We start from the raw sequence: 19,587 nt of genomic DNA, 5'->3' as shown, positions 1-19,587 counted from the left end.
GTTGCTTGTTCTCAGTCGGGGAAAACCGCCCTATGGACGGTGAGTTATCCCGACTGGTTAAAGTCGTCTCTTAAAAGGCCGGGATTACCGCGCCTTTATACTGTTCCTCGATGAATTTTTTCACTTCCGGCGAATTCAACGCCGCGGCCAATTTCTTCAGCGCCGGGTTGTCCTTGTCCTCCGGACGGACTACCAGTACATTGGCAAAGGGGGAACTCTTGTCTTCCAGGAAAATGGCGTCCTTGACCGGGTTCAATTTCGCCTCCAGAGCATAGTTGCCGTTGATTACGGCCGCGTCGACATCGGACAGCGCCCGGGGCAGCATGGCGGCGTCCAGTTCCTGGATGTTCAAGCCGGCCGGTTTTTGCACGATGTCCATCCTGGTGGCCATAATCCCTTTACCCGCTTTTAATTTGATGATCCCCGCCTTCTCCAGCAGCATCAGTGCGCGGCCGCCGTTGGTGGCGTCGTTGGGGATGGCAATGGTTTTGGCATTTTTCAGGTCGCTGACGTTTTTAAACTTCTTAGAATAAACACCCATTGGTTCTACGTGTACTTTGGCGATGTAGACCAGGTTTTTACCTGTCTTCTGGTTATAGTCATCCAGGTAGGGAATATGTTGAAAAAAGTTGGCGTCGATTTGCTTGTCCGCCAGGGCGGGGTTGAGCTGCGCATAGTCATTGAAAGTTTTGATGTTTAAGGTAATGCCCTCTTTGGCCAGGATGGGCTTGACTTTTTCCAGTATCTCGGCATGCGGACGGGCGGTGGCGCCCACGGTGATTTCATTTTTCGCCGCTCCGTTCTGTGCCGCTTTTTGCTGGCCGCAGCCGGCCAGAACAACTCCCAGCAGGGCTAAAGAAAAGAGCAGGGCCAGAATCTTCTTCATTTTTTACCTCCTCCTTTACTGCTACCGTTTGTTGACCCGGGCCGTGACATAATCACCCACCATTTGAATTAGCTGGACTAAAATAATCAATAAAATCACTGTCACGACCATCATGTCGTTTTGATAGCGCTGAAAACCGTATTGATATGCCAGGGTGCCCAGACCACCCCCCCCCACCACGCCGGCCATGGCCGAATAACCGACCAGAGTGATGGTGGTCAGCACGAAGCCGGCCACCAGGGAAGGCATGGCCTCCGGCACAAGTACCCGGGTGATGATCTGCCAGGTGGAAGCACCCATGGCCTGGGCCGCCTCGATCACCCCCCGGGGGATTTCCCGCATGGAGGTTTCCACCAAACGGGCGACAAAAGGAATGGCGCCCACGGACAAAGGTACGATGGATGCCGTGGTACCGATGAAGGTACCCACAATCAGCCGGGTGAAAGGAATGATGGCGATTAACAAGATAATAAAGGGGAAGGAGCGGCCGATGTTCACCAGCGTCCCCAGTAACTGGTACAGGCGGGGGTTGGGTTTAATTTGCCCTTCACCGGTAATGAGCAGGATAACACCCAGCGGTAGGCCGAAGATATAGGAAACCACCACGGAAACTGTGACCATATAAATGGTTTCCAGTGTGCCCTGGGCGACCATGTGCAGTAATTCGCCCGTCCATTCACTCATTTTCGCTCAACACCTCAATATTCAATTGCTGCCGGCGCAGGAAGCCGACCGCGGCTTCGATGTCGGCAGGCGGTCCAATCAGTTCCAGGGTCAGGGTGCCGAAGGGAGTGCTTTTGATGTGATCAATTTTACCAAACAGGATGTTGGCGTGAACCCCAAATTCTTTAATCATTGTTGAGATGACCGGTTGACCGGCCGACCGGCCGATGAAGGAAATGCGCACCAGCCTGCTTTCGCCGGTTTCGGGCGGACGGTGGTTTTGCCTGACCTCTTCCGGTATGGCCGTATTTAAAACGCTTTTGACAAATTCCCGCGCCGTTTTAGTTTGCGGGGCGGTGAATATATCCAGTACGGAGCCTGCTTCCACGATCCGCGACTGATCAATCACGGCCACCCGGTCGCAGATTTCCTTGATTACCTGCATCTCGTGGGTGATGATGATGATGGTCAGGTCCAGTTTTTTATTGATTTCCTGCAGCAGGTGCAGGATGGAGCCGGTGGTTTGCGGATCCAGGGCGGAAGTCGGTTCATCGCATAAAAGCAGCCGCGGTTCGCTGGCCAGCGCCCGGGCAATCCCCACCCGCTGTTTTTGCCCGCCGGAAAGCTCGGCCGGATAAACATCCGCTTTTTCAGCCAGTCCGACCATATCCAGTAGATTGTTCACCCGCTGCCGGACCGCGGTCCGGGGGATCCCGGCGATCTCCAGGGGAAAGGCCACATTACCGGCTACTGTACGGGACGAGAGCAGGTTGAATTGCTGGAAGATCATGCCGATCTGCCGCCGGGCGTGGCGCAGTTCCTTTGACGGCAATGCCGTCAGATCCCGGCCGTCTACGATTACCCGGCCGGTGGTCGGCCTTTCCAGCATGTTGATGCACCGGATGAGGGTGCTCTTGCCGGCTCCGCTCAAGCCGATGATGCCGAAGATCTCCCCGTCCGGGATGTCCAGGTTGATATCCTGCAGCGCCTGGATTTGGCTGCCGTCACGGGTGGAATACACCTTGCTCAAACTTTCGATTTTAACCGTTGCCATTCCCCTCCCGCCTGTAGACACGAAAACACCTCTTTGTCGGGAGCTGAAGACAAAGAGGTATTATCTTGCGGACGATGAAAAACCTCCGGGCGGCCAAATGCAATTTCCCGCTGATTTCGAGCTCGGTAACATCATATCAAAACTGAAGACGGGCTGTCAACAGATAATCATTCAACCCGCTGCCGTCGTCCCCAAAACGTTACGGTCGCAACCGGTGGTCCCGGAATTGCATTTTGTGCCGCAACCAGTCCCGCACACTGAACACCTGTATAATGCCTTTCTACAGTTCATGCGCCGGCGCTGTCTATAATCCTGCTTGGGACAGGTTTGAGTTTATTGGGGAAAATTAATTTTACCGGGAACCTGGAGCGGCTTTTATACGTCTATTATTTTTAGATGATTGCGTCTAAAAATGAGGACGGGTAACTTGGACAGGCAGGGGCCGCCTGGTGCCGGCCGGGGGAAGTGCGGGTGCGGGTCAACAGCAGCAGCCCGCCGGGCGGCAAAGGCTTTTATTTTCCGCCGCCGTTGGTGGTCTTCAAGGGGGTGATGCCATGATCCGGACCGCCGGACTGGTTAAAAACTACGGCCGGGTGACGGCACTGCGGGGCATTGACCTGGAGGTGCCGGCCGGGGCGGTCTATGGGTTTATCGGCCGGAACGGGGCCGGCAAAACCACCACCCTGCGCATCCTGGCCGGCCTGCTCGTTCCTGATGGCGGAGTGGCCGAAATATGCGGCCGGGATGTGGTCGAAAACCCCCGGGCCGTCCGGGCGGCGGTGGGCTATATGCCTGATTTTTTCGGTGTATACGACGGCCTGCGGGCCGGCGAGTACCTGCTGTTTTACGCTGCAACCTACGGGATCCGGGGGGAGCGGGCGGCAAAATTGCGGGATGATCTGCTGGAACTGGTGGAACTGGGGGATAAGCGTGAGGACTTTGTGGACACTCTTTCCCGGGGGATGCAGCAGCGGCTCTGCCTGGCCCGCTCGTTGATCCACGATCCACCCGTGCTGCTGCTGGATGAGCCGGCCAGCGGCCCGGACCCCATGGCCCGGGTGAAAATGCGGGAAATTTTGAAGGAATTGTGCCGGCTGGGGAAAACTATGCTCATCAGCAGCCATATTCTTTCCGAACTGGCCGATCTGTGCACGCACATCGGTATTGTCACCGGGGGACGGCTGGTGCGCCAGGGACCGTTGAACGAAATCCTGGCCGGCGCGGCAGAGCGCAACATTATCATGCGTTGTAATGAACAGTTGCCGGAGGCGGTGAAGCTGGTGGCCGGCTGGCCGGGGGCGGAAATTGTCAACGCTACGAAGGAGCAGATTGAATTTCGTCTGGCCGGCGGGCCGGCGGATATGGCCGGGTTGCTCCGGGCGCTGATCACCCTGGGGGTGCCGGTGACCCACTTTGCCCAGACCGAACAGAGCCTGGAAGAAACCTTCATTCAACTGGCCGGGGAGGGGAATGGGGCTTGATGGAAAAGAAAGACTTTTGGGCGCCGGAAAAAACGGCTGAAGCAGCCTGGCCGGTTGTGGCGGGGACGGCGGGGGACGAAAGTAACGGGCGGGAATTTCCGGCCCGGGAAAACGTGTCCCTACCGGGAAAGAAGAAGGAGTTGCCGGAAGCACGGGCCTGCGCCGGGAAGACAGGGGATGATGCTGCAACCGGCCGGACAAAAAGATTCAGTTTGACCGCCGGCTGGCGGGAGTATTGGAGCGGCTTGCGCAACGGGCTTACTCCCGTGCTGGGCAAGGAAATGCGCCGCCGCACCCGTGGTTGGCGTTCGCCATTGTTGTTATCCATTTACCTGGGCCTGTTCAGCGTAGGGATGATCACTTTTTTTTGGTTCAACCCGGATCGGAACAGTGTCATTTTACCTGCCAACAGGCTCAATTTATACGGCATTTTTGTTTTCGGCCCGGTCATGCTGCTTTCCTTCACCGCGCCGGCGCTGACTGCCGGGGCGATCAGTGGCGAGCGGGAAAGGGGCACCTTCGACCTGCTGCTGGTCACCAGGGCGTCATTGACCGGCATTGTGCTGGGCAAGTGGCTGGCTTCGACAGCCTGCCAGCTATTCCTGGTGCTGGCCGCTTTACCATTGCTGGCGGTGGTTTTTCTTTTCGGCGGCGTGCCGTTGGCCGATATGGCCATGCTCCTGGCGATTTGCCTGGTCACCGGTTTTGGTTACAGTGCCTTTGGGCTGGTCCTGTCCGCTGTTTTCCGGCGCAGCCGGGCGGCGACCATTGTATCCCTGGTGCTGGTTTTCGCCCTGCTCTTCGGCACCCTGGTGGTGGCCGGGGTGGCTGCGGCCGGTTGGCAGCGGTCCGTGCCGACGGAGCCGGCACCCGTTGTGAATGTGGCGCAGGCGCCCTGGTATGTTTACCTGAGCCCGCTGACGGCACTCACTTCGGTAATGCCCGCCGTGGAAGGACCGGGAATGTATCTGGGGCGTGGACTGCCGGTTACCGGCACGGTTGTGAACGAGTTGATGCGCCGGCTGCGGCCGGGTGTGCAGGCGCCCGGTGCTTATAACGGACCTTATCCGGGGGCGTACGTCTCCGGCGGGATTGCGCCGGCCAAACCGCATGGGCTGGCTGCCTGGGCGCCCTTGGCGCGCTTTGCCTTGGACCAGGGAATCATGGCTGTGCTCTGCCTGGCGGCGGCCATAGTGATCATTGCGCCGCGCAAACCCTGGACCGTCTGGCTGGCCAAACGCCGGGCGCGCAAGGCGGCGTGGAAAAGCTAAAATCTGTGGCATGGGGGGAAAAGGGTGTCTCAAGGTTCTTTGAGCAATGGGGACATGGTGGCGATGCCACACTGGAGGTATTTGACGCCCTGGAGGAAATGCAAGATCATGTCCCCCCGGAACTCTTTGAGATCGTCAAGGGGGCGGGACAGGAACCGCCCCTGGAGGACCTGGATATTTAAATGGGACGCCCGGTAATCCGATGAAAAAGCGAGGAGAGTGCAATTTTTTGGAAGAAGAAAACGTTGTCATGGGGCCTCCGGGGCCCCCGCCGGACACCTCAATGGGATATAGCCGGTGCAAAGCTGATCAGAGCCGGAATATAGCGAGTAAAAGACAGAACCGGTCGATGTTACGGACCCTTTTTATTTTCTTAATCCCGCTTCTGCTGAGCAATGCCTTGCAGTCCACCAGCGGTACGGTGGGCAGCATTTTTATCGGGCGCTTCATCGGGGTGCGGGCGCTGGCAGCTTTATCGTCATTCTTTCCCCTGCTGTTCCTGCTGATTTCGTTTCTGATCGGCCTGGGCAGCGGCAGCACCGTCTTGATCGGCCAGGCGTACGGGGCCGGACGCTATGACCGGATGAAAGCCGTGGTGGGCACCACGTTGACTGCCACCTTCGTCCTGGGCGCTGTGCTGGCTGTGCTGGGCGGGTTGTTTACAACGCAGGTGCTGCGCTTGATGGGCACTCCGGCCGATATTGAGGGCATGGCCGCCGGATTTTCGCGCATCATGTTCTGGGGCCTGCCCATTATGTTCGTCTACATCGTGTATACAACATTTCTGCGCGGCAGCGGGGACTCCAAAACGCCTTTTTATTTCCTGGTGGTCAGTACGATCATCAGCCTGCTGTTATATGTCCTGTTCATTCCCGGTTGGTTCGGCCTGCCCCGGTTGGGGCTGAATGGCGCCGCCTACGCCAGCATTTTGGGGCCTTTGAGCACATTGGTGCTCATGCTGGTGTATCTGCACCGGACCAAACACCCCCTGGGCTTGGACCGGGAGGTCAGGCGGCACCTGGGGGTCGACTGGGGTATGCTCAAGACACTGGTCAAGATCGGCGTCCCTACGGGCATCCAGATGATCAACGTGTCCCTGTCGGAAGTGGCGGTGGTCACTCTGGTGAACGGTTTCGGCTCCAATGCCACGGCGGCGTACGGCGCCTATTATCAGGTGGCCAATTATGTCCAGATGCCCGCCGTGAGTATGGGCATCGCCGCTTCCGTGTTCGGGGCGCAGGCCATCGGCGCGGGCCGGACGGGGCAAATACGCGATGTAATACGTGACGCGCTGAAGCTCAACTATGTGATCGGCGGATTGCTGATGGTCTTTTGCTACGGGTTTGCCCGGGAAATCCTGTCGCTGTTCCTGACGGATCCGGTGCCGCTGGATATCGCCTACCGGCTGTTGATGATCACGCTGTGGAGTTACCTGATATTGGGCAACACCCAGGTTCTGGCTGGTATCATGCGGGCCGGCGGGACGGTGTTGGGGCCCACGATTCTGTCCATTGTTACCATCTGGGGGGTTGAAATTCCGATCGCTTATGTGCTGTCCCGGCACATCGGGGTGGATGGGATTTGGGTGGGCTACTCCGCCTCTTTTGTCGCCGGCCTGTGCCTGCAGTATCTTTATTACCGGCTGTTTTGGCGTCAGCGCGAACACCGCGCGCTGATTTCATAAGCTGCCGGCCGGGTCCGGCCGGCAGCCGGTAAAAGTTGCGGCGCCCGTCCCCCGGGAGCTCCGGTTCCGGGGCGTCTGGCGGGGACATAGTGGCGACACCAACAGAGGTGTTTAATTTTAACATCAACCCTTTTCCGGCTGCACCGCCCCGGCCAATTGTGTGGCGTAATACTTGGCGCCGGCGGGATTGAGGTGGACACCGTCCGGGGAGAAAAACGAGTTATGTCCGGCGCTGGCAGTATACCAGTCAACCAGCGTGGCATGCGGGAAGGTGGTAGCCACTTGTGCCAGGGTGGCATTGACTACGCCCTCCCATGGCCGCGGGACACGGGTATTGACCAGTATCACCTGTTGTACGGGTCCCAGCGATTTGAGCAAGGACATCAGCTGATCCGGAGTAAACGGTCCATTTGTGCCCAGTTCAATGATCACGCGATTGCCCAGTTCGCCCTGTGCCCTGAGCCGGTCCACCACCGTCCGGGCTTCGGTCAACTGGCGGCCGATTTTGGCGTCGATAACGATGCCGGGAAGCTGCTGACGCAGGTATGGGGCGGCATCAACCAGCACCGAGTCGCCGATGGCGGTGACCCCCCGTCCCGGTGCGGCTTTGGCCGGAGTTGAAACGCCCGTACCGCCGGATATCCGGCCGGTTCCCTGATCTTGTGCCGGCGTGGCGGCATCCGGGCTGCCGGTCTTTGTCCCCGGTCCGGCTTTTCCCGCGCCGCCGGGGGCTGTTGCCGGTTTTCCCCGGTCCGGCCGGGGAGCGGCGTCGGATCCGGACGGTGTCAAGCCGCCTTTACCGGTATTCCCGGTGTTACCCTGCTCCGCCCGGCATCCGGGAGATGATGCCGGTCCAGTGGAAGTCAGGCCGGCGGGCTGTACAGAGGAACCGGCGGTGGCGGAGACAATTCCCGTCATCCCGGCACAGAACACGCCGAGGACGAACACGGCGGCCGCCGAAACAATCCAGGTGGTGACGGGCAGGCGGTTCCGCCGGCGACGCTCCCGTACCGGCGAATGCTTTTGCCCCCATAATTTTTGCAGCGCGCCATGGCGGATGGGATCCTCAATAAACCGCCAGGACAGGGCTGCCAGTACAATGCAGGCCGTTATTTGCAAAGCGGCCCGGAACAGGTCAACCCCGCCCGTATCCACCGCCGGGCTGGTCAATATAATCACCGGGTAATGCCAAAGGTAAATGCCGTAGGAGCGCACACCCAGCCAGCGCAAGGGCCGGCAGCCCAGCGCCTTGCCCAGGCGGCTTGCCGGGTGGGCAAGCGCGGCCACCAGCACGGCGGCGGCGACTGACAGCAACAGCAGTCCGCCGCGGTAAAGAAAGGTTTCATACTGGTTGGTCCACCGGATCATCAGCAACATTACAAGCAATCCCGCGCCTCCGGCCAGATCAATGCCAGGGTGTGCCCGGTGCGGAAGCCGGACGGACAGTATTGCGCCGGGCCGGACCAGGGCGAGTGCGGAGCCAATGAGCAGGGCAAAGGCGCGGGTGTCAGTGCCGTAATAGACCCGGCTGGGGTCGCTGCCGGGCTGGTAAATTACAGCCATGGCCAGTGCCGAGCAGGCGGCGCCGGCCAGGGTAAGAAAGATCAAAACACTCCGGCGTGGTATATGGCGCAGTCCGAACCAGAGCAGCAACGGCCAGAGCAGGTAAAACTGCTCCTCCACCGCCAGTGACCACAGGTGGCCGAGCGGCGAGGGGGGACCGAAACGGGCAAAATACGACACGTGATGGAAAACGAACCACCAGTTGCTCACGTAAAGCATGGCCGCCACCACGTCCTCCCGCAGGCCCGCCAGCCGGGCGCGGTCGAACAGAGTGACCCAGCCGGTCACCACTACGAGCATGATCACCAGCGCCGGCAGTAAACGCCGCGCCCGGCGCAACCAGAAATTTTTCAGGTTGATTTGCTGGTTGTCCTGCCATTCGGCGACCAAAAGGCCGGTGATCAGATAGCCTGAAATAACGAAAAACACGCCGACACCGAGCAGTCCGCCCGGTGCAAAGCTTAAATTTAGGTGATAGGCGATCACGGCGAGTACCGCCAATGCCCGCAATCCGTCCAGGCCGGGCAAGTAACGGCCGTTGCCCTTGACCGGTTCAGGCATGCTCGCGCCCTCCCTGCCGTCCGGCATCGACTGTCCGCGCCGCCCGTTTTTTACCGCCCCGGCTGAACCGGCCGGTTTTTCCCGGCCTCCCCACATCCGGCTGCACCATCATTATGTACCGCGTGTACCGCATATTCCGTCCGCTCCATTCCGTCGTTTCGGGTGATTTCCGCCGCGGGCGGGTTATTCAATATCCCGCAAATTTTTCATCCCCTTATTTAGACGAATGGAAAGACGGTTTGGTTCCCCGGTTCTAAAAAAATTTGAGCTTTTTGCGGGAATCGGTAAGAAAAATGACGTTTTGTGTAATTTGTCTTTAAAGCCGGGTGCCAATCTGCGATCAGCTTCACCGGTTACACCGGCCGGCCGGAAAAATAATGCTTGAAAATTGACTGGGACGGCAGGCAGGAAAACCCGCCGGGCGGGGAGAACCATTCAGGTAATGGATTGTTTGGACCGCCTGCGGGCATAAAGAAGGTGACGGGATGAAAGACGGCTACCAGCGGGAAATCAATTATCTGCGCATTTCAGTCACCGACCGTTGCAATTTGCGTTGTGTTTATTGCATGCCGCCGGAGGGGGTGCCGTTTGTTCCGCACGCGGAAATATTGACCTTTGAGGAAATATGCCGCGTGGTGCAGGCCGCCACCCGCCTGGGGGTGAAAAAGGTGCGCCTGACCGGCGGCGAGCCGCTGGTCCGCCTGGGCCTGACGGAACTGGTGCGCCGGCTGGCGGCCGTCCCGGAAGTTGACGACCTGGCCCTGACCACCAACGGCATTTTGCTGGCCGAAAAGGCGGCGGCTTTAAAAACAGCCGGCCTGCGCCGGGTGAATATCAGCCTGGATACACTGGATGAACAGCGCTACCGGCGGATTACCCGGGGCGGGGAATTGCGCCGGGTATGGCGGGGTATTGAAACAGCCCTGGCACTGGGGCTGCAGCCGGTGAAGCTGAATACCGTGGTGGTGCGCGGGTTCAACGACGATGAAATCATCCCGCTGGCCCGTTTATCATTGGACCGGCCGCTGCACGTGCGGTTCATCGAACTGATGCCGGTGGGTACCGCCAATGACTGGGCGGCGGAACAGTACATCTCCAGTGAGGAAATAAAAGATTTGCTCAACCGGCGGCTGGGCCGGCTGCAGGAAGTGCGCAAGTTGTCCGGCAGCGGTCCGGCCCGCTATTACCGGCTGGACGGGGCGGCGGGCACGATCGGCTTTATCAGCGCGGTGAGCGACCATTTCTGTGCCCGCTGCAACCGCCTGCGTCTGACGGCCACCGGAGGACTGCGCCCCTGTCTTTTTGACCGGCGGGAAATCGATCTGAAAGCTGCCCTGCGCCGGGGAGCCGGTGCGGACGAACTGGCCGGGTTGATTGAGCAGGCCGTGCGCAGCAAGCCCGACCGGCATCATCTGGCCGGGGGCTGGAATGACGGGCATAAGATCATGTCCCAGATCGGCGGGTGAGTTCAGCCGCCGGTAACGGATGCCGGAACCGGAGCGACTGCTGGCGCATGAACAATCCCCGGATGAACCCGGGGGAGCTCCGGTATTGAAGCGAAGACACGCACCCGGTTCTCTGGAATACCGCGGATATAGCCCGGGGTAATCCGGCATTTTACGGGAAAATTCGGGTGCTTGGCGGGGGGAACCGGAAAGATGGACAACGGCTTGAATCATTTCGATTCGCGGGGTAATGCGCACATGGTGGATGTGGGCGCCAAGGACGATACGGACCGGGAAGCGGTGGCCCGGGGTGCGGTGCGCATGCGTCCGGAAACACTGGCCTTGATCAAAAGCGGCACGGCGGCCAAAGGCGGCGTGCTGGGCGTGGCCCGCATCGCGGGCATCATGGCCGCCAAGGAAACGGGCCGTCTGATTCCCCTGGCCCATCCGATTACGCTGAGCGGGGTGAATGTGGATTTTCGCCTCTGTCCGCCGGACCGGGTGGAAATCCAGTCCCGGGTGCGCACCACAGGCAAGACCGGGGTGGAGATGGAGGCGCTTACCGCCGTCGGCGTGGCGGCGCTGACCGTTTACGACATGTGCAAGGCGGTGGACCGGGCGATGGTCATTGAGAATATCCGGCTGGTAAGCAAGTGCGGCGGCAAAAGTGGTGTCTTCCGGCGGGACGGGGAAGCGGACTGGGTATGAGATATCACGTCAACCGTATATCCCGGGGAGTTACCATGCTTTCGGGAAGCGGCCCGTTCGCCGTCCCGCCGTTTTGATCCGGTGCGGACGGGTTGGTAAGAACCACCGTCCCCTTTTCCGGTTGGAGGACAGGTGCAATTTGATCACAGGGGGGAATGGTCCATTGGGGTGATTATTGCCGTTTGCAGCAGCCCGGAAAAGGGCATGCGCAAACAAAACATAGGTACCGGCATGCTGATCAAGGAGCATGGTCTGGAAGGAGACGCCCACGCCGGTCCCTGGCACCGCCAGGTCAGCCTGCTGGCCATGGAGAGCATAAACAAGATGCGCGAAAAGGGCCTGGATGTGCACCCCGGCGATTTTGCGGAAAACCTGACCACCGGGGGGATTGAGTTGTACAGTCTGCCCGTGGGTACCCGCCTGGCCATCGGTCCGCAGGTGGTTGGCGAAGTGACCCAGATCGGCAAGGAATGCCATACCGGCTGCGCCATCCGCCAGTTGGCCGGGGACTGCATCATGCCCCGGGAGGGTATCTTTATCCGGGTGCTCACCGGCGGGCCGGTCAAGGTGGGGGATCGCATCGAGGTGGCGGGAACGGATGGAAAACTCCAAAGTTGAGCCTCCGGTAATCTGTGTGGTGGGAACGGCCAATACCGGTAAAACCACTTTTCTGGAAAAACTGATCGTGGAGTTGAAAGGCCGCGGCTGCCGGGTGGGGGCGGTGAAACACCATCACCGGGGTGATTTTGAAATCGACCGTCCCGGCAAGGACACCTGGCGTTTTGCCTGCGCCGGTGCGGACGCGGTGTGTATTTCCGCTCCCCGCAAGGCGGCCGTGATCCGCCGGGTGGCGGACGAACTCATGCTGGAAGAAATTGTTCCCTTGCTGGGCGCGGTAGATCTGGTGCTGGCTGAAGGCTTTAAAAAAGCCGGTTATCCGCAGATAGAGGTATGTCCGCCGGATGGATGCACGGAACTGGTGGGCCGTCCCGATCAGCTCATTGCTTTGATCGGCGACTACCACGGCCGGTTTGACCGGCCGCGTTTCGCTCCCGGCGAGGTGGCGCAGGTGGCGGATTTCATTCTCGGCTGGAGCGGGAGGTGAGAGATGATGGCCGTGGTGGAAGTCAGTGTGGTGCCCATCGGCACCGGCGGTCCCGGTTTGAGCAGTTATGTGGCCGGTTGCCTCAAAGTGCTGGAAGCGGAAGAAGGTATCAGTTACCAGCTTACTCCCATGGGCACCGTGATTGAAGGAGATTTGGACCGGGTGCTGGCGGTGGTGCGTAAAATGCACGAAGCGCCGTTTGGCCGGGAGATCTCCCGGGTGGTGACAACGGTTAAAATCGACGACCGGCGGGACAAGCAGTTGACCATGCAGGGTAAAGTGGCGTCGGTGCAGGGCAAGCTGAAAAGCTGATTTACAGCAGCCCGTACAGGGCAACAGACGGATCCGCCGGATGGCTGTTGCTTTTGCGCCATGCTAGGTGCGGCATATTTTACGGGCGGGATGCGTACGGAAAAGCAGAAAGTATCTGCCTTGATATTCCGGCCGGTATCTGAAGTTTTACGGAAATTTGAGCTTTTGAAGGCTTCACCGCGTGGCGGGAACCGTCTGACTTTGCGGGAAGGAAAAAGAAAGGAACGGCGCGGGTGTGAAATACTACCTGGACCTGCTCAAAAACCTGGAACGGGGCGAGATTGCCCCGGTCTATCTCTTTTACGGCGAAGAGGGGTATTTGCGCGCACAGGGTGAAATGCGCTTTCGCCAGGCCCTGCAGCCGGCGGAGCTGGCCGACTTCAACCTGGATCTGCTGGACGGGGAGGTGGCAAGCGGACTGGAAATTGTGTCCCGGGCCGAAACGCCGCCCTTTATGGCCGCGCGCCGGCTGGTTGTTGTCCGGCACGCCCGTTTTTTTACCGGGCAAGGTAAGTCTAAATCCGCTGCGGACGGGGAAGACGAGCCGGTGAATTTGTCACCCGGCGAACAGGCGCTGCTTGATTATCTGAAAGATCCCCTGCCCACCACCTGTCTGATTTTGAACACCGGCTATCCGGTGGACAAGCGGCGGCGCCTTTTCAAGGCCGTAAAAAACGCCGGGCAGGTGGTGGAATTCACCCCGCTCACCCCCCGGGACATCACCCGCTGGCTGAGCAAACAGGCCCGCCAGGCCGGCCTGGCCATTGAACCGGAGGCGGCCGCCCTGCTGATCGAACGGGTGGGACGCAGTTTGTTTTTGCTCGCCTCCGAAATGGAAAAGCTGACGGCCTTTGCCGCCGGAGGAAAAACGATCAGCGTTGAAGATGTGCGCCGGATCACCGTTCCCCGGGCGGAGGAAAACATCTTTGCCGTGGTGGATGCCATTGGCGAGCGCCGGCCCGCCCGGGCGCTGGACGGCATCCGTGAACTGCTGGCCGCCGGACAGCCGGGGCCGGTCATTGTGGCCATGATCGCCAGGCAGTTTCGCCTGCTCCTGCAGGCCATCGAATTGCGGGAAGCGGGCTGTCCGGCGGCTGAACTGGCCAGGCGTCTGGAAGTGCACCCCTTTGTGGCCCGCAAACTGTCCGCCCAGGCCGGCAACTTTACGTGCGCGCAGGCGGCCGGGGCATTAAGGGAATTGCTGGCCCTGGATGCGGCGGTCAAATCCGGCCGGCAGGAATTTTATCCGGCCATGGAGATGTTTGTCTTGTTATCGGCCTGAGCAGAGATTCGATCGGTTATTTCCGAATGTGAGCGGGTTTCATTGCTGACAAACCGTCCGGGTAAGGTTGGTCCGGGCGGTTAATTTTCGTCGCTGAATTGACAGGCATGTTGTCGGGCAACTGACATTCCGGCTGCGGGTAAAATGCTAATCTTATGCACAAAGGCGCCCGGCACACCAGGACGTTTCATCTGTGCGATATGCTTCCGTGCACGGGTGAGGGGCAGGAGGATGCCGGATGCCTGGACTTCCACAGGGGACGGCGGGTACAGGACCCCGATAAAACTGGAAAGGAGTATGCTTATGGCAAGAACCGGCAATGCAAGTATGGCCCAAGTTCTGACCCCGGCCGACTACCTGGTGCCGTTGCGCCTGGTGCTGGGGTGGATGTTTTTTTCCGCCTGGCTGCGCCGCTTTATAAGCGTTCCAGCCAAGATGGATCCGAATTCGCCGCTGTACATCGGCAAGAAGTTTGACACCTTCCTGCCTCATGCCGTCATGATCAAACCCATGCTTCAGTACCTGACCACCCACCCGCAGCTTTTGCACATTTTCGTTTACACTTTTTCCTGGATTGAATTTTTAGTTGGGCTTTCCTTGATATGCGGCCTGCTCACCCGTTTGGGAGCCCTGGGCGGCACGCTTCTCAGCCTGGGCATCCTGATGGGGGCGGGCTGGATCGGAACGACCTGTCTGGATGAATGGCAGATTGGCACTGTGGAGGGAGTTGCATCCCTGGTCCTTTTGTTTACCGGCGGCGGTCTTTTCAGCCTGGACCATTTGATTGGGAACAGGTGGTTGAACAGTTCTTCCCCGGGGAATGACGCCGGGCGAAAGCTGATCATCGGGGCCACTGTCTTCGCGCTGTTAATAACGCTGGGAACTTATCAAATTTTCTTTGGCGGCTTTTCCAGCCTGCATAACGATTCCAAGTCGCCCCACCTGGATCTGGGCGGTACCAGCCTGACTGCCGGCGGAGTTTTGCATCTGGAGTTATACCGCGACGGCGGACCGGATACCTACGGTTCATTTGTTACGAGTGTGAAGGTGGACGGTCTTTATACCTGGACGGCGGCGGAACTGGCCAAAACGAGTCCGGCGGCCATCAACAATGTTTATCCGCTGCAGAAAGTGAAGACCGGTCCGGAAGGCCTGGTGGTACCTTTGGGGGCCAGGGCCGGCGTATCCCTGCGGTTGCCGGCGGGCAAAGCGGTGCAACCCGGTGTCTCCTACCACGTCACTGTTTACGACGTCAGCGGGGCGCACTGGGACGCCACAGTTGCGGCCGGGTAAGCCCGCGGTCCTTTTGCTCTTCCTGCCGCTTCCGGTAAAGGATGCGGCCGGGGCTGAACCGTTGCCGCATTTTCGAGGCAGACTGTTTATACCCGGCGGTTGTTGAAAACAGGAAGCAATCTCCCGTCTGAAGAGGTGGAATATTCGGTCTTTAACCGCTTTTCCGGATATGTTTTATAAAATGATATAGTGAAAAAACTAAAGTCACCCCGCGGGGTGACTTTAAACTTCTATTCTCTTACCGTCGGGAGGTTGGAAACTCCTTTAACCGGCCTGCTTGTTAAAGCGTTTGGTCAGACGGGATTTTTTGCGGGCGGCGGTATTTTTATGTAAAATACCCTTGGTCACCGCTTTGTCGATGGCGACCAGCGCTTTGTGCAAAGCCTGCCCGGCTTCTTCCCGGCTGGTGCCGCCGGCGGCGCTTTCAAACTTGCGGATGGCCGTGCGCAGGGCCGACTTCAGCCGGGCATTGCGCAGGGTGCGTTTGCGGGTTACTTTAACCCGTTTAATCGCCGATTTGATGTTTGGCATTTTGGTGCTCACCTCCCAACGGGAACAATTTTACCATGTGCTTTTAAAAAATGCAAGAGCAGCCGGTATAGGACGGTGTTTTTTTGTGAAAGCTAGGCACAGGAAAAGAAAAGGAGGTGAGTTATGTCATGCAATGGGTTGGAGTGCTGGTCAGGTTTGTGGTTTCCGCCCTGGTGCTGATCGTGGTGAGCTGGCTTTCCCCGGGTTTTGTGGTCCGGGGCGGTTTTGTCGGCGCCTTGATTGCCGCCGTGGTGATCGCCGTTTTAGGTTACATCGCGGAGGCGCTGTTGGGCGAACGAATATCCCCCCAGAGCAGGGGGATTGTTGGTTTCATCGTGGCGGCTGTGGTTATTTATCTGGCCCAGTTCATCATTCCCGGACTCTTGAGCGTCAGCCTGGTGGGCGCACTCATATCCGCCTTCATCATCGGACTTATTGATGCAGTGGTACCGACCGTTTTGCGTTAAACTGGAAAACCCCGCCCGCAGGCGGGGTTTTCTTCATGATTGTCCCTTTCCGGGCATAAACTTTTTTAGACTGATCCGGAAGGGGTTTTTTTATGGCACGGGCCATTTACTCCTATCAGCAGCGCGATGCGGGACAATGCCTGTACCGGCGTTTGAACGCCGGTATGGCGGTGCTTTTTCTCGCTTTGCTTGTCATGGCGGGAGCGGCTTTTTGGTCTTTTATGCCGTTTGGACAGGCCGGACGGCTAATAGCATATTTCCGGGAAGCAGTCAATCCGCGGGGACTGCTGGTGTCGGCCATGCCCCTTTTAGCCTGGAGCGCGCCGCCCGAGGAGATACCGGAAACCGTTAACGCGAGATACATGCTGGCCGCCCTGCGAAGGCAGTTCTTCAGCTGGCAGTCGCCCCGGGCCATGCTGCAGTCCCAGGTGCCTTTACTGGCGGCGTTGCCGGCGCCGGGTGGAAACGGCGCGGCCGGAGCATCCGCCGGGCCGCCACCCCGGGAGCAAGCGCCGGCCGCCGCGCTGAACGGGGAGTACCTGGTGGCCATTTATCACACCCACACCGGGGAAACTTACGCCCTCAGCGACGGCACGGCCCGGGAGGACGGCAAGCGGGGCGGGGTGGTGGCCGTGGGTGAGGCCGTCAAGCAGGTGCTGGAGTCAAAGTACGGCACCCCCACCCTGCATGATGAAACAATTAATGACGCCAACTATAACACTTCGTACATGGTGTCGGAGCAGACGGCACGCAAGATTCTGGATGAAAACCGGCATATCCAGGTGCTGCTGGACATCCACCGGGACGCTGGCCTGCCGCGCCGGGACTGTCTGGTCAAAGTGAACGGCCAGGCAGTGGCGCCGCTCCTGTTTATCGTCGGTTCAGACGCCCGGGCGCCCTTTCCTGACTGGCGGAAAAACTACCAGTTTGCGCAGCAGCTTGCGGCGGCGGTGAACAAAAAATACCCCGGGCTTGTCCGGGGGGTGCGGGTGAAAGAAGGCCGCTATAACCAGTTTTTGCATCCCCGGGCGCTGCTGGTGGAGGTGGGCAGTTCCAACAACTATACCTCCGAAGCGGTGGCGGCCGGCAAGCTCTTTGCCGATGCGTTGGGGGGAGAAGTGAAAAAGATCATGCTAAACCAGAGGACCGGGGAGCAGGTAAGTCAGAGCCGGCCGGACCAGGGCGACAGCACCCGGGCGGACGAGTCAAAGGCACAGACCCGGGGGGAGTAAACTTCCTGCTTGAGCCGCGGGTAAAACCCACGCACCGCCTGCGAGGACGCCATCAAGGAACGAAAATATTTAAGTTGTGATAAATTTGATGTAAGTATTTTACGATTGATAAAGATATAATAATAACAGCAAAGGAGGGATGTTATTATGCCAAATATTAAACCCATTTCTGATTTGAGAAACTACAACGAAATCCTGCGCGATATTGCCGTGGGTGAGCCTGTATTTTTGACAAAAAACGGTAGGGGGCGCTATGTGCTGGTTGATATAGAGGAATACGAAAAAACGCAGGCGACCATTAAGCTGTTGTCCATACTGTCCGAGGCTGAAACCGCGGTGAAAGACAGGGGATGGCTGTCGGCGGAAGATGTAAAAGAATGTTTGGGAGTATAGTTCATGTACAGGATCTGGGTCAATCCTCTTGCGCTCAAGGACTTGCAGGAAATCAATCCGGATGCATAAGAATCCTGATCGGTGATTTGCCGCCGGAAAAATAAAATGCAAGATATAGAAACGTCAGCTTTGGGGCTGACGTTTTTCACCGCAAAATCAGTGACCTAAAATTGTCTTGAATCGATCACCGAAACAGTTTTTGATCAGAAATTTAAAACGGACTTTATACTTTTAATCAAAACAAAACTTGCCTTTAACGCTGCGATGATATATTTTATCTGGTTTTCGGGCAGCGGTATGACAATCTTGTTTAAGGGAGGCGAAGTTTTGTTCCAGTTCAAGTCACGGGTCAAAAAGAAAGTGCCAGTTTTTTTATCGCTGTTGCTTCTAGGGGCGGCAGCAGTTGCCGCCGGTTGCGGCGGACCGGCGACCCAAGGCGCGGGAGGCGGCACGGGCGGGGTTACCACCATCGAATACTGGCATGTCAACTCGGAAAGCTTCGGGGGACAGGCCGTGCGTGATCTGGTCAACGAGTTCAACCGCACCCATCCGGATGTCAAGGTGGTGGATAAATTTCAGCCGAACATGTACCTGGGTCTGATGCAGAACCTGCAGGCAGCCATTGCGGGCGGACACCCCCCGGCGGTGGCCCAGATCGGTTATAATTTCCTGGAATACGCCACGGCCAACCTGCCTCATCAGACGGTGGATGATGCTGCCGGACAGGATAAAGACGGCCGGGCGTTTCTGAATGATTTCCGGTCCAATATCCTGGACCTCGGCCGGGTAAACGGCAAACTGGAGGGCATGCCCTATTCCATCAGCGATCCGGTGTTGTATTATAACAGCGATCTGTTCAGCCGGGCCGGGATCAACGGTCCGCCCCGTACCTGGGACGAGGTGCGCCGGGATGCGCGCTTGATTAAGGAAAAGACCGGCAATTACGGCCTTTACGTCCAGGAGCCTTCGGACAACTGGGCGCAGCAGGCCATGATGGAATCCAACGGGGCAAAGGTTTTAACTAAAAAAGACGGCCGGGCTACCGCCACCTTTGACAGCGCCGCTGCGGTGGATGCCTACCAGTTGATGGCGGATATGGTGCTCAAGGACAAAACTGCGCTGCATGCCCCCTGGGACCAGGGGACGCAGGCCTTCATCAGTGGCAAAGTGGGCATGACCGTGACCACCATCGCCAAACGCAATTATATTGAAAGCAATGCCAAATTCAAAGTGGCCACCGTTCCTTTTCCCACTTTCGGTGAAAAGCCGCGCCGGGTGCCGGCCGGCGGCAACGCCCTGTTTATTTTTGCCCGTGATCCGCAGCAGCAAAAGGCGGCCTGGGAGTTTATCAAATATCTGGAGTCTCCGGCGGCGCTGACCGTCTGGACCAAAGGCACCGGTTACCTGCCGCCGCGCAGCGGAGTGCTTGACGATCCCAAATACCTGAAACCGTTTATGGATGCCAACCCGTTGATGAAGGCGGCGGTGGACGAACTGCCCGATCTGGTGCCCTGGGTTAGTTTCCCCGGTAATAACGGTTTGCAGTGCGAACAGGCGATGCTGGATGCCCGGGACGCCATCCTGGGCGGGCGTCAAACGCCGGCGGGAGCGCTGCATGCGGCGGCGGAAAAAGTAAACCAGTTGATCGGGAAGTAG

The 19,587-nt window shown here is 58.6% G+C and carries 20 protein-coding genes; 15 read left to right on the top strand and 5 right to left on the bottom strand.

Annotation, left to right across the window (positions count from 1 at the left end):
• Positions 1–70: 70 nt before the first annotated feature.
• From A6M21_RS08780 to A6M21_RS08770, 3 genes are read right to left on the bottom strand one after another with little or no spacing between them, the layout of a single operon-like run.
• Positions 71–886, bottom strand: a complete 816-nt coding sequence (locus A6M21_RS08780; RefSeq protein WP_066667863.1) for a MetQ/NlpA family ABC transporter substrate-binding protein — start codon at positions 884–886, stop codon at positions 71–73.
• Positions 887–907: 21 nt separating this feature from the next.
• Positions 908–1,570: a methionine ABC transporter permease gene (locus A6M21_RS08775; RefSeq protein ID WP_066667861.1), complete on the bottom strand. Its 663-nt coding sequence runs from the start codon at positions 1,568–1,570 to the stop codon at positions 908–910.
• A complete protein-coding gene (locus A6M21_RS08770) occupies positions 1,563–2,603 on the bottom strand; it encodes a methionine ABC transporter ATP-binding protein (RefSeq protein WP_066667859.1) in 1,041 nt (346 codons plus the stop codon). Before A6M21_RS08770 ends, A6M21_RS08775 begins: the two co-directional genes overlap by 8 nt.
• 554 nt (positions 2,604–3,157) lie before the next feature.
• Between A6M21_RS08770 and A6M21_RS08760 the strand changes: the two genes are divergently transcribed.
• The 4 genes from A6M21_RS08760 to A6M21_RS08745 all read left to right on the top strand — a co-directional run bounded on the left by A6M21_RS08760 (position 3,158) and on the right by A6M21_RS08745 (position 7,039).
• Positions 3,158–4,084, top strand: a complete 927-nt coding sequence (locus tag A6M21_RS08760; protein WP_066667855.1) for an ABC transporter ATP-binding protein — start codon at positions 3,158–3,160, stop codon at positions 4,082–4,084.
• Positions 4,084–5,355, top strand: a complete 1,272-nt coding sequence (locus A6M21_RS08755; protein ID WP_242868808.1) for an ABC transporter permease — start codon at positions 4,084–4,086, stop codon at positions 5,353–5,355. Before A6M21_RS08760 ends, A6M21_RS08755 begins: the two co-directional genes overlap by 1 nt.
• Positions 5,343–5,537, top strand: a complete 195-nt coding sequence (locus A6M21_RS18765) for an EXLDI protein (RefSeq protein WP_066667851.1) — start codon at positions 5,343–5,345, stop codon at positions 5,535–5,537. The genes A6M21_RS08755 and A6M21_RS18765 overlap by 13 nt, the downstream gene beginning before the upstream one ends.
• A gap of 167 nt (positions 5,538–5,704) precedes the next feature.
• The gene (locus A6M21_RS08745) at positions 5,705–7,039 is read left to right on the top strand and encodes an MATE family efflux transporter (RefSeq protein ID WP_201721856.1); all 1,335 of its coding nucleotides are present in this window, start codon (positions 5,705–5,707) and stop codon (positions 7,037–7,039) included.
• Positions 7,040–7,162: 123 nt separating this feature from the next.
• Here the strand turns inward: A6M21_RS08745 and A6M21_RS08740 are convergent, their stop codons facing one another.
• Entirely contained in the window at positions 7,163–9,163 is a 2,001-nt protein-coding gene (locus A6M21_RS08740) for an acyltransferase family protein (RefSeq protein ID WP_066667849.1), read from the bottom strand.
• A gap of 485 nt (positions 9,164–9,648) precedes the next feature.
• Between A6M21_RS08740 and moaA the strand changes: the two genes are divergently transcribed.
• From moaA to A6M21_RS08700, 7 genes are all read left to right on the top strand, one after another.
• Positions 9,649–10,629 (top strand): GTP 3',8-cyclase MoaA, encoded by a 981-nt coding sequence (gene moaA / locus A6M21_RS08730; RefSeq protein ID WP_066667845.1) that lies wholly within the window; start codon positions 9,649–9,651, stop codon positions 10,627–10,629.
• Between the two features lie 192 nt (positions 10,630–10,821).
• Positions 10,822–11,316, top strand: a complete 495-nt coding sequence (gene moaC / locus A6M21_RS08725; RefSeq protein ID WP_066667843.1) for a cyclic pyranopterin monophosphate synthase MoaC — start codon at positions 10,822–10,824, stop codon at positions 11,314–11,316.
• 162 nt (positions 11,317–11,478) lie between these two features.
• The gene (locus tag A6M21_RS08720; RefSeq protein ID WP_066668008.1) at positions 11,479–11,934 is read left to right on the top strand and encodes an MOSC domain-containing protein; all 456 of its coding nucleotides are present in this window, start codon (positions 11,479–11,481) and stop codon (positions 11,932–11,934) included.
• On the top strand, positions 11,915–12,421 hold the full coding sequence (gene mobB, locus A6M21_RS08715) for a molybdopterin-guanine dinucleotide biosynthesis protein B (RefSeq protein WP_066667838.1): 507 nt from the start codon (positions 11,915–11,917) through the stop codon (positions 12,419–12,421). Before A6M21_RS08720 ends, mobB begins: the two co-directional genes overlap by 20 nt.
• A gap of 6 nt (positions 12,422–12,427) precedes the next feature.
• Positions 12,428–12,733 carry an MTH1187 family thiamine-binding protein gene (locus A6M21_RS08710; RefSeq protein WP_066667836.1) on the top strand — a complete coding sequence of 102 codons (306 nt, stop codon included), beginning with the start codon at positions 12,428–12,430 and terminating at the stop codon, positions 12,731–12,733.
• A 235-nt stretch (positions 12,734–12,968) separates the two neighbouring features.
• Positions 12,969–14,015 carry a DNA polymerase III subunit delta gene (gene holA, locus A6M21_RS08705; protein ID WP_066667834.1) on the top strand — a complete coding sequence of 349 codons (1,047 nt, stop codon included), beginning with the start codon at positions 12,969–12,971 and terminating at the stop codon, positions 14,013–14,015.
• 327 nt (positions 14,016–14,342) lie between these two features.
• Positions 14,343–15,308 (top strand): TQO small subunit DoxD, encoded by a 966-nt coding sequence (locus A6M21_RS08700; RefSeq protein ID WP_427854619.1) that lies wholly within the window; start codon positions 14,343–14,345, stop codon positions 15,306–15,308.
• Between the two features lie 264 nt (positions 15,309–15,572).
• Here A6M21_RS08700 and rpsT read toward each other — a convergent pair whose 3' ends face one another.
• Positions 15,573–15,839, bottom strand: a complete 267-nt coding sequence (rpsT, locus tag A6M21_RS08695) for a 30S ribosomal protein S20 (RefSeq protein WP_066667832.1) — start codon at positions 15,837–15,839, stop codon at positions 15,573–15,575.
• A 128-nt stretch (positions 15,840–15,967) separates the two neighbouring features.
• Between rpsT and A6M21_RS08690 the strand changes: the two genes are divergently transcribed.
• From A6M21_RS08690 to A6M21_RS08675, 4 genes are all read left to right on the top strand, one after another.
• The gene (locus tag A6M21_RS08690) at positions 15,968–16,306 is read left to right on the top strand and encodes a phage holin family protein (RefSeq protein ID WP_066667831.1); all 339 of its coding nucleotides are present in this window, start codon (positions 15,968–15,970) and stop codon (positions 16,304–16,306) included.
• A gap of 92 nt (positions 16,307–16,398) precedes the next feature.
• Entirely contained in the window at positions 16,399–17,538 is a 1,140-nt protein-coding gene (gene spoIIP, locus A6M21_RS08685) for a stage II sporulation protein P (protein WP_066667828.1), read from the top strand.
• Positions 17,539–17,685: 147 nt separating this feature from the next.
• Positions 17,686–17,931 (top strand): type II toxin-antitoxin system prevent-host-death family antitoxin, encoded by a 246-nt coding sequence (locus A6M21_RS08680; protein WP_066667825.1) that lies wholly within the window; start codon positions 17,686–17,688, stop codon positions 17,929–17,931.
• Between the two features lie 327 nt (positions 17,932–18,258).
• A complete protein-coding gene (locus tag A6M21_RS08675; RefSeq protein ID WP_242868806.1) occupies positions 18,259–19,587 on the top strand; it encodes an ABC transporter substrate-binding protein in 1,329 nt (442 codons plus the stop codon).

The sequence above is a fragment of the Desulfotomaculum copahuensis genome (assembly GCF_001655685.1).
GTDB lineage: Bacteria > Bacillota > Desulfotomaculia > Desulfotomaculales > Desulfovirgulaceae > Desulfotomaculum_G > Desulfotomaculum_G copahuensis.
The sequence above is the reverse complement of the archived record's forward strand: the minus strand, read 5'-3'. Positions and strand labels throughout refer to the sequence as shown.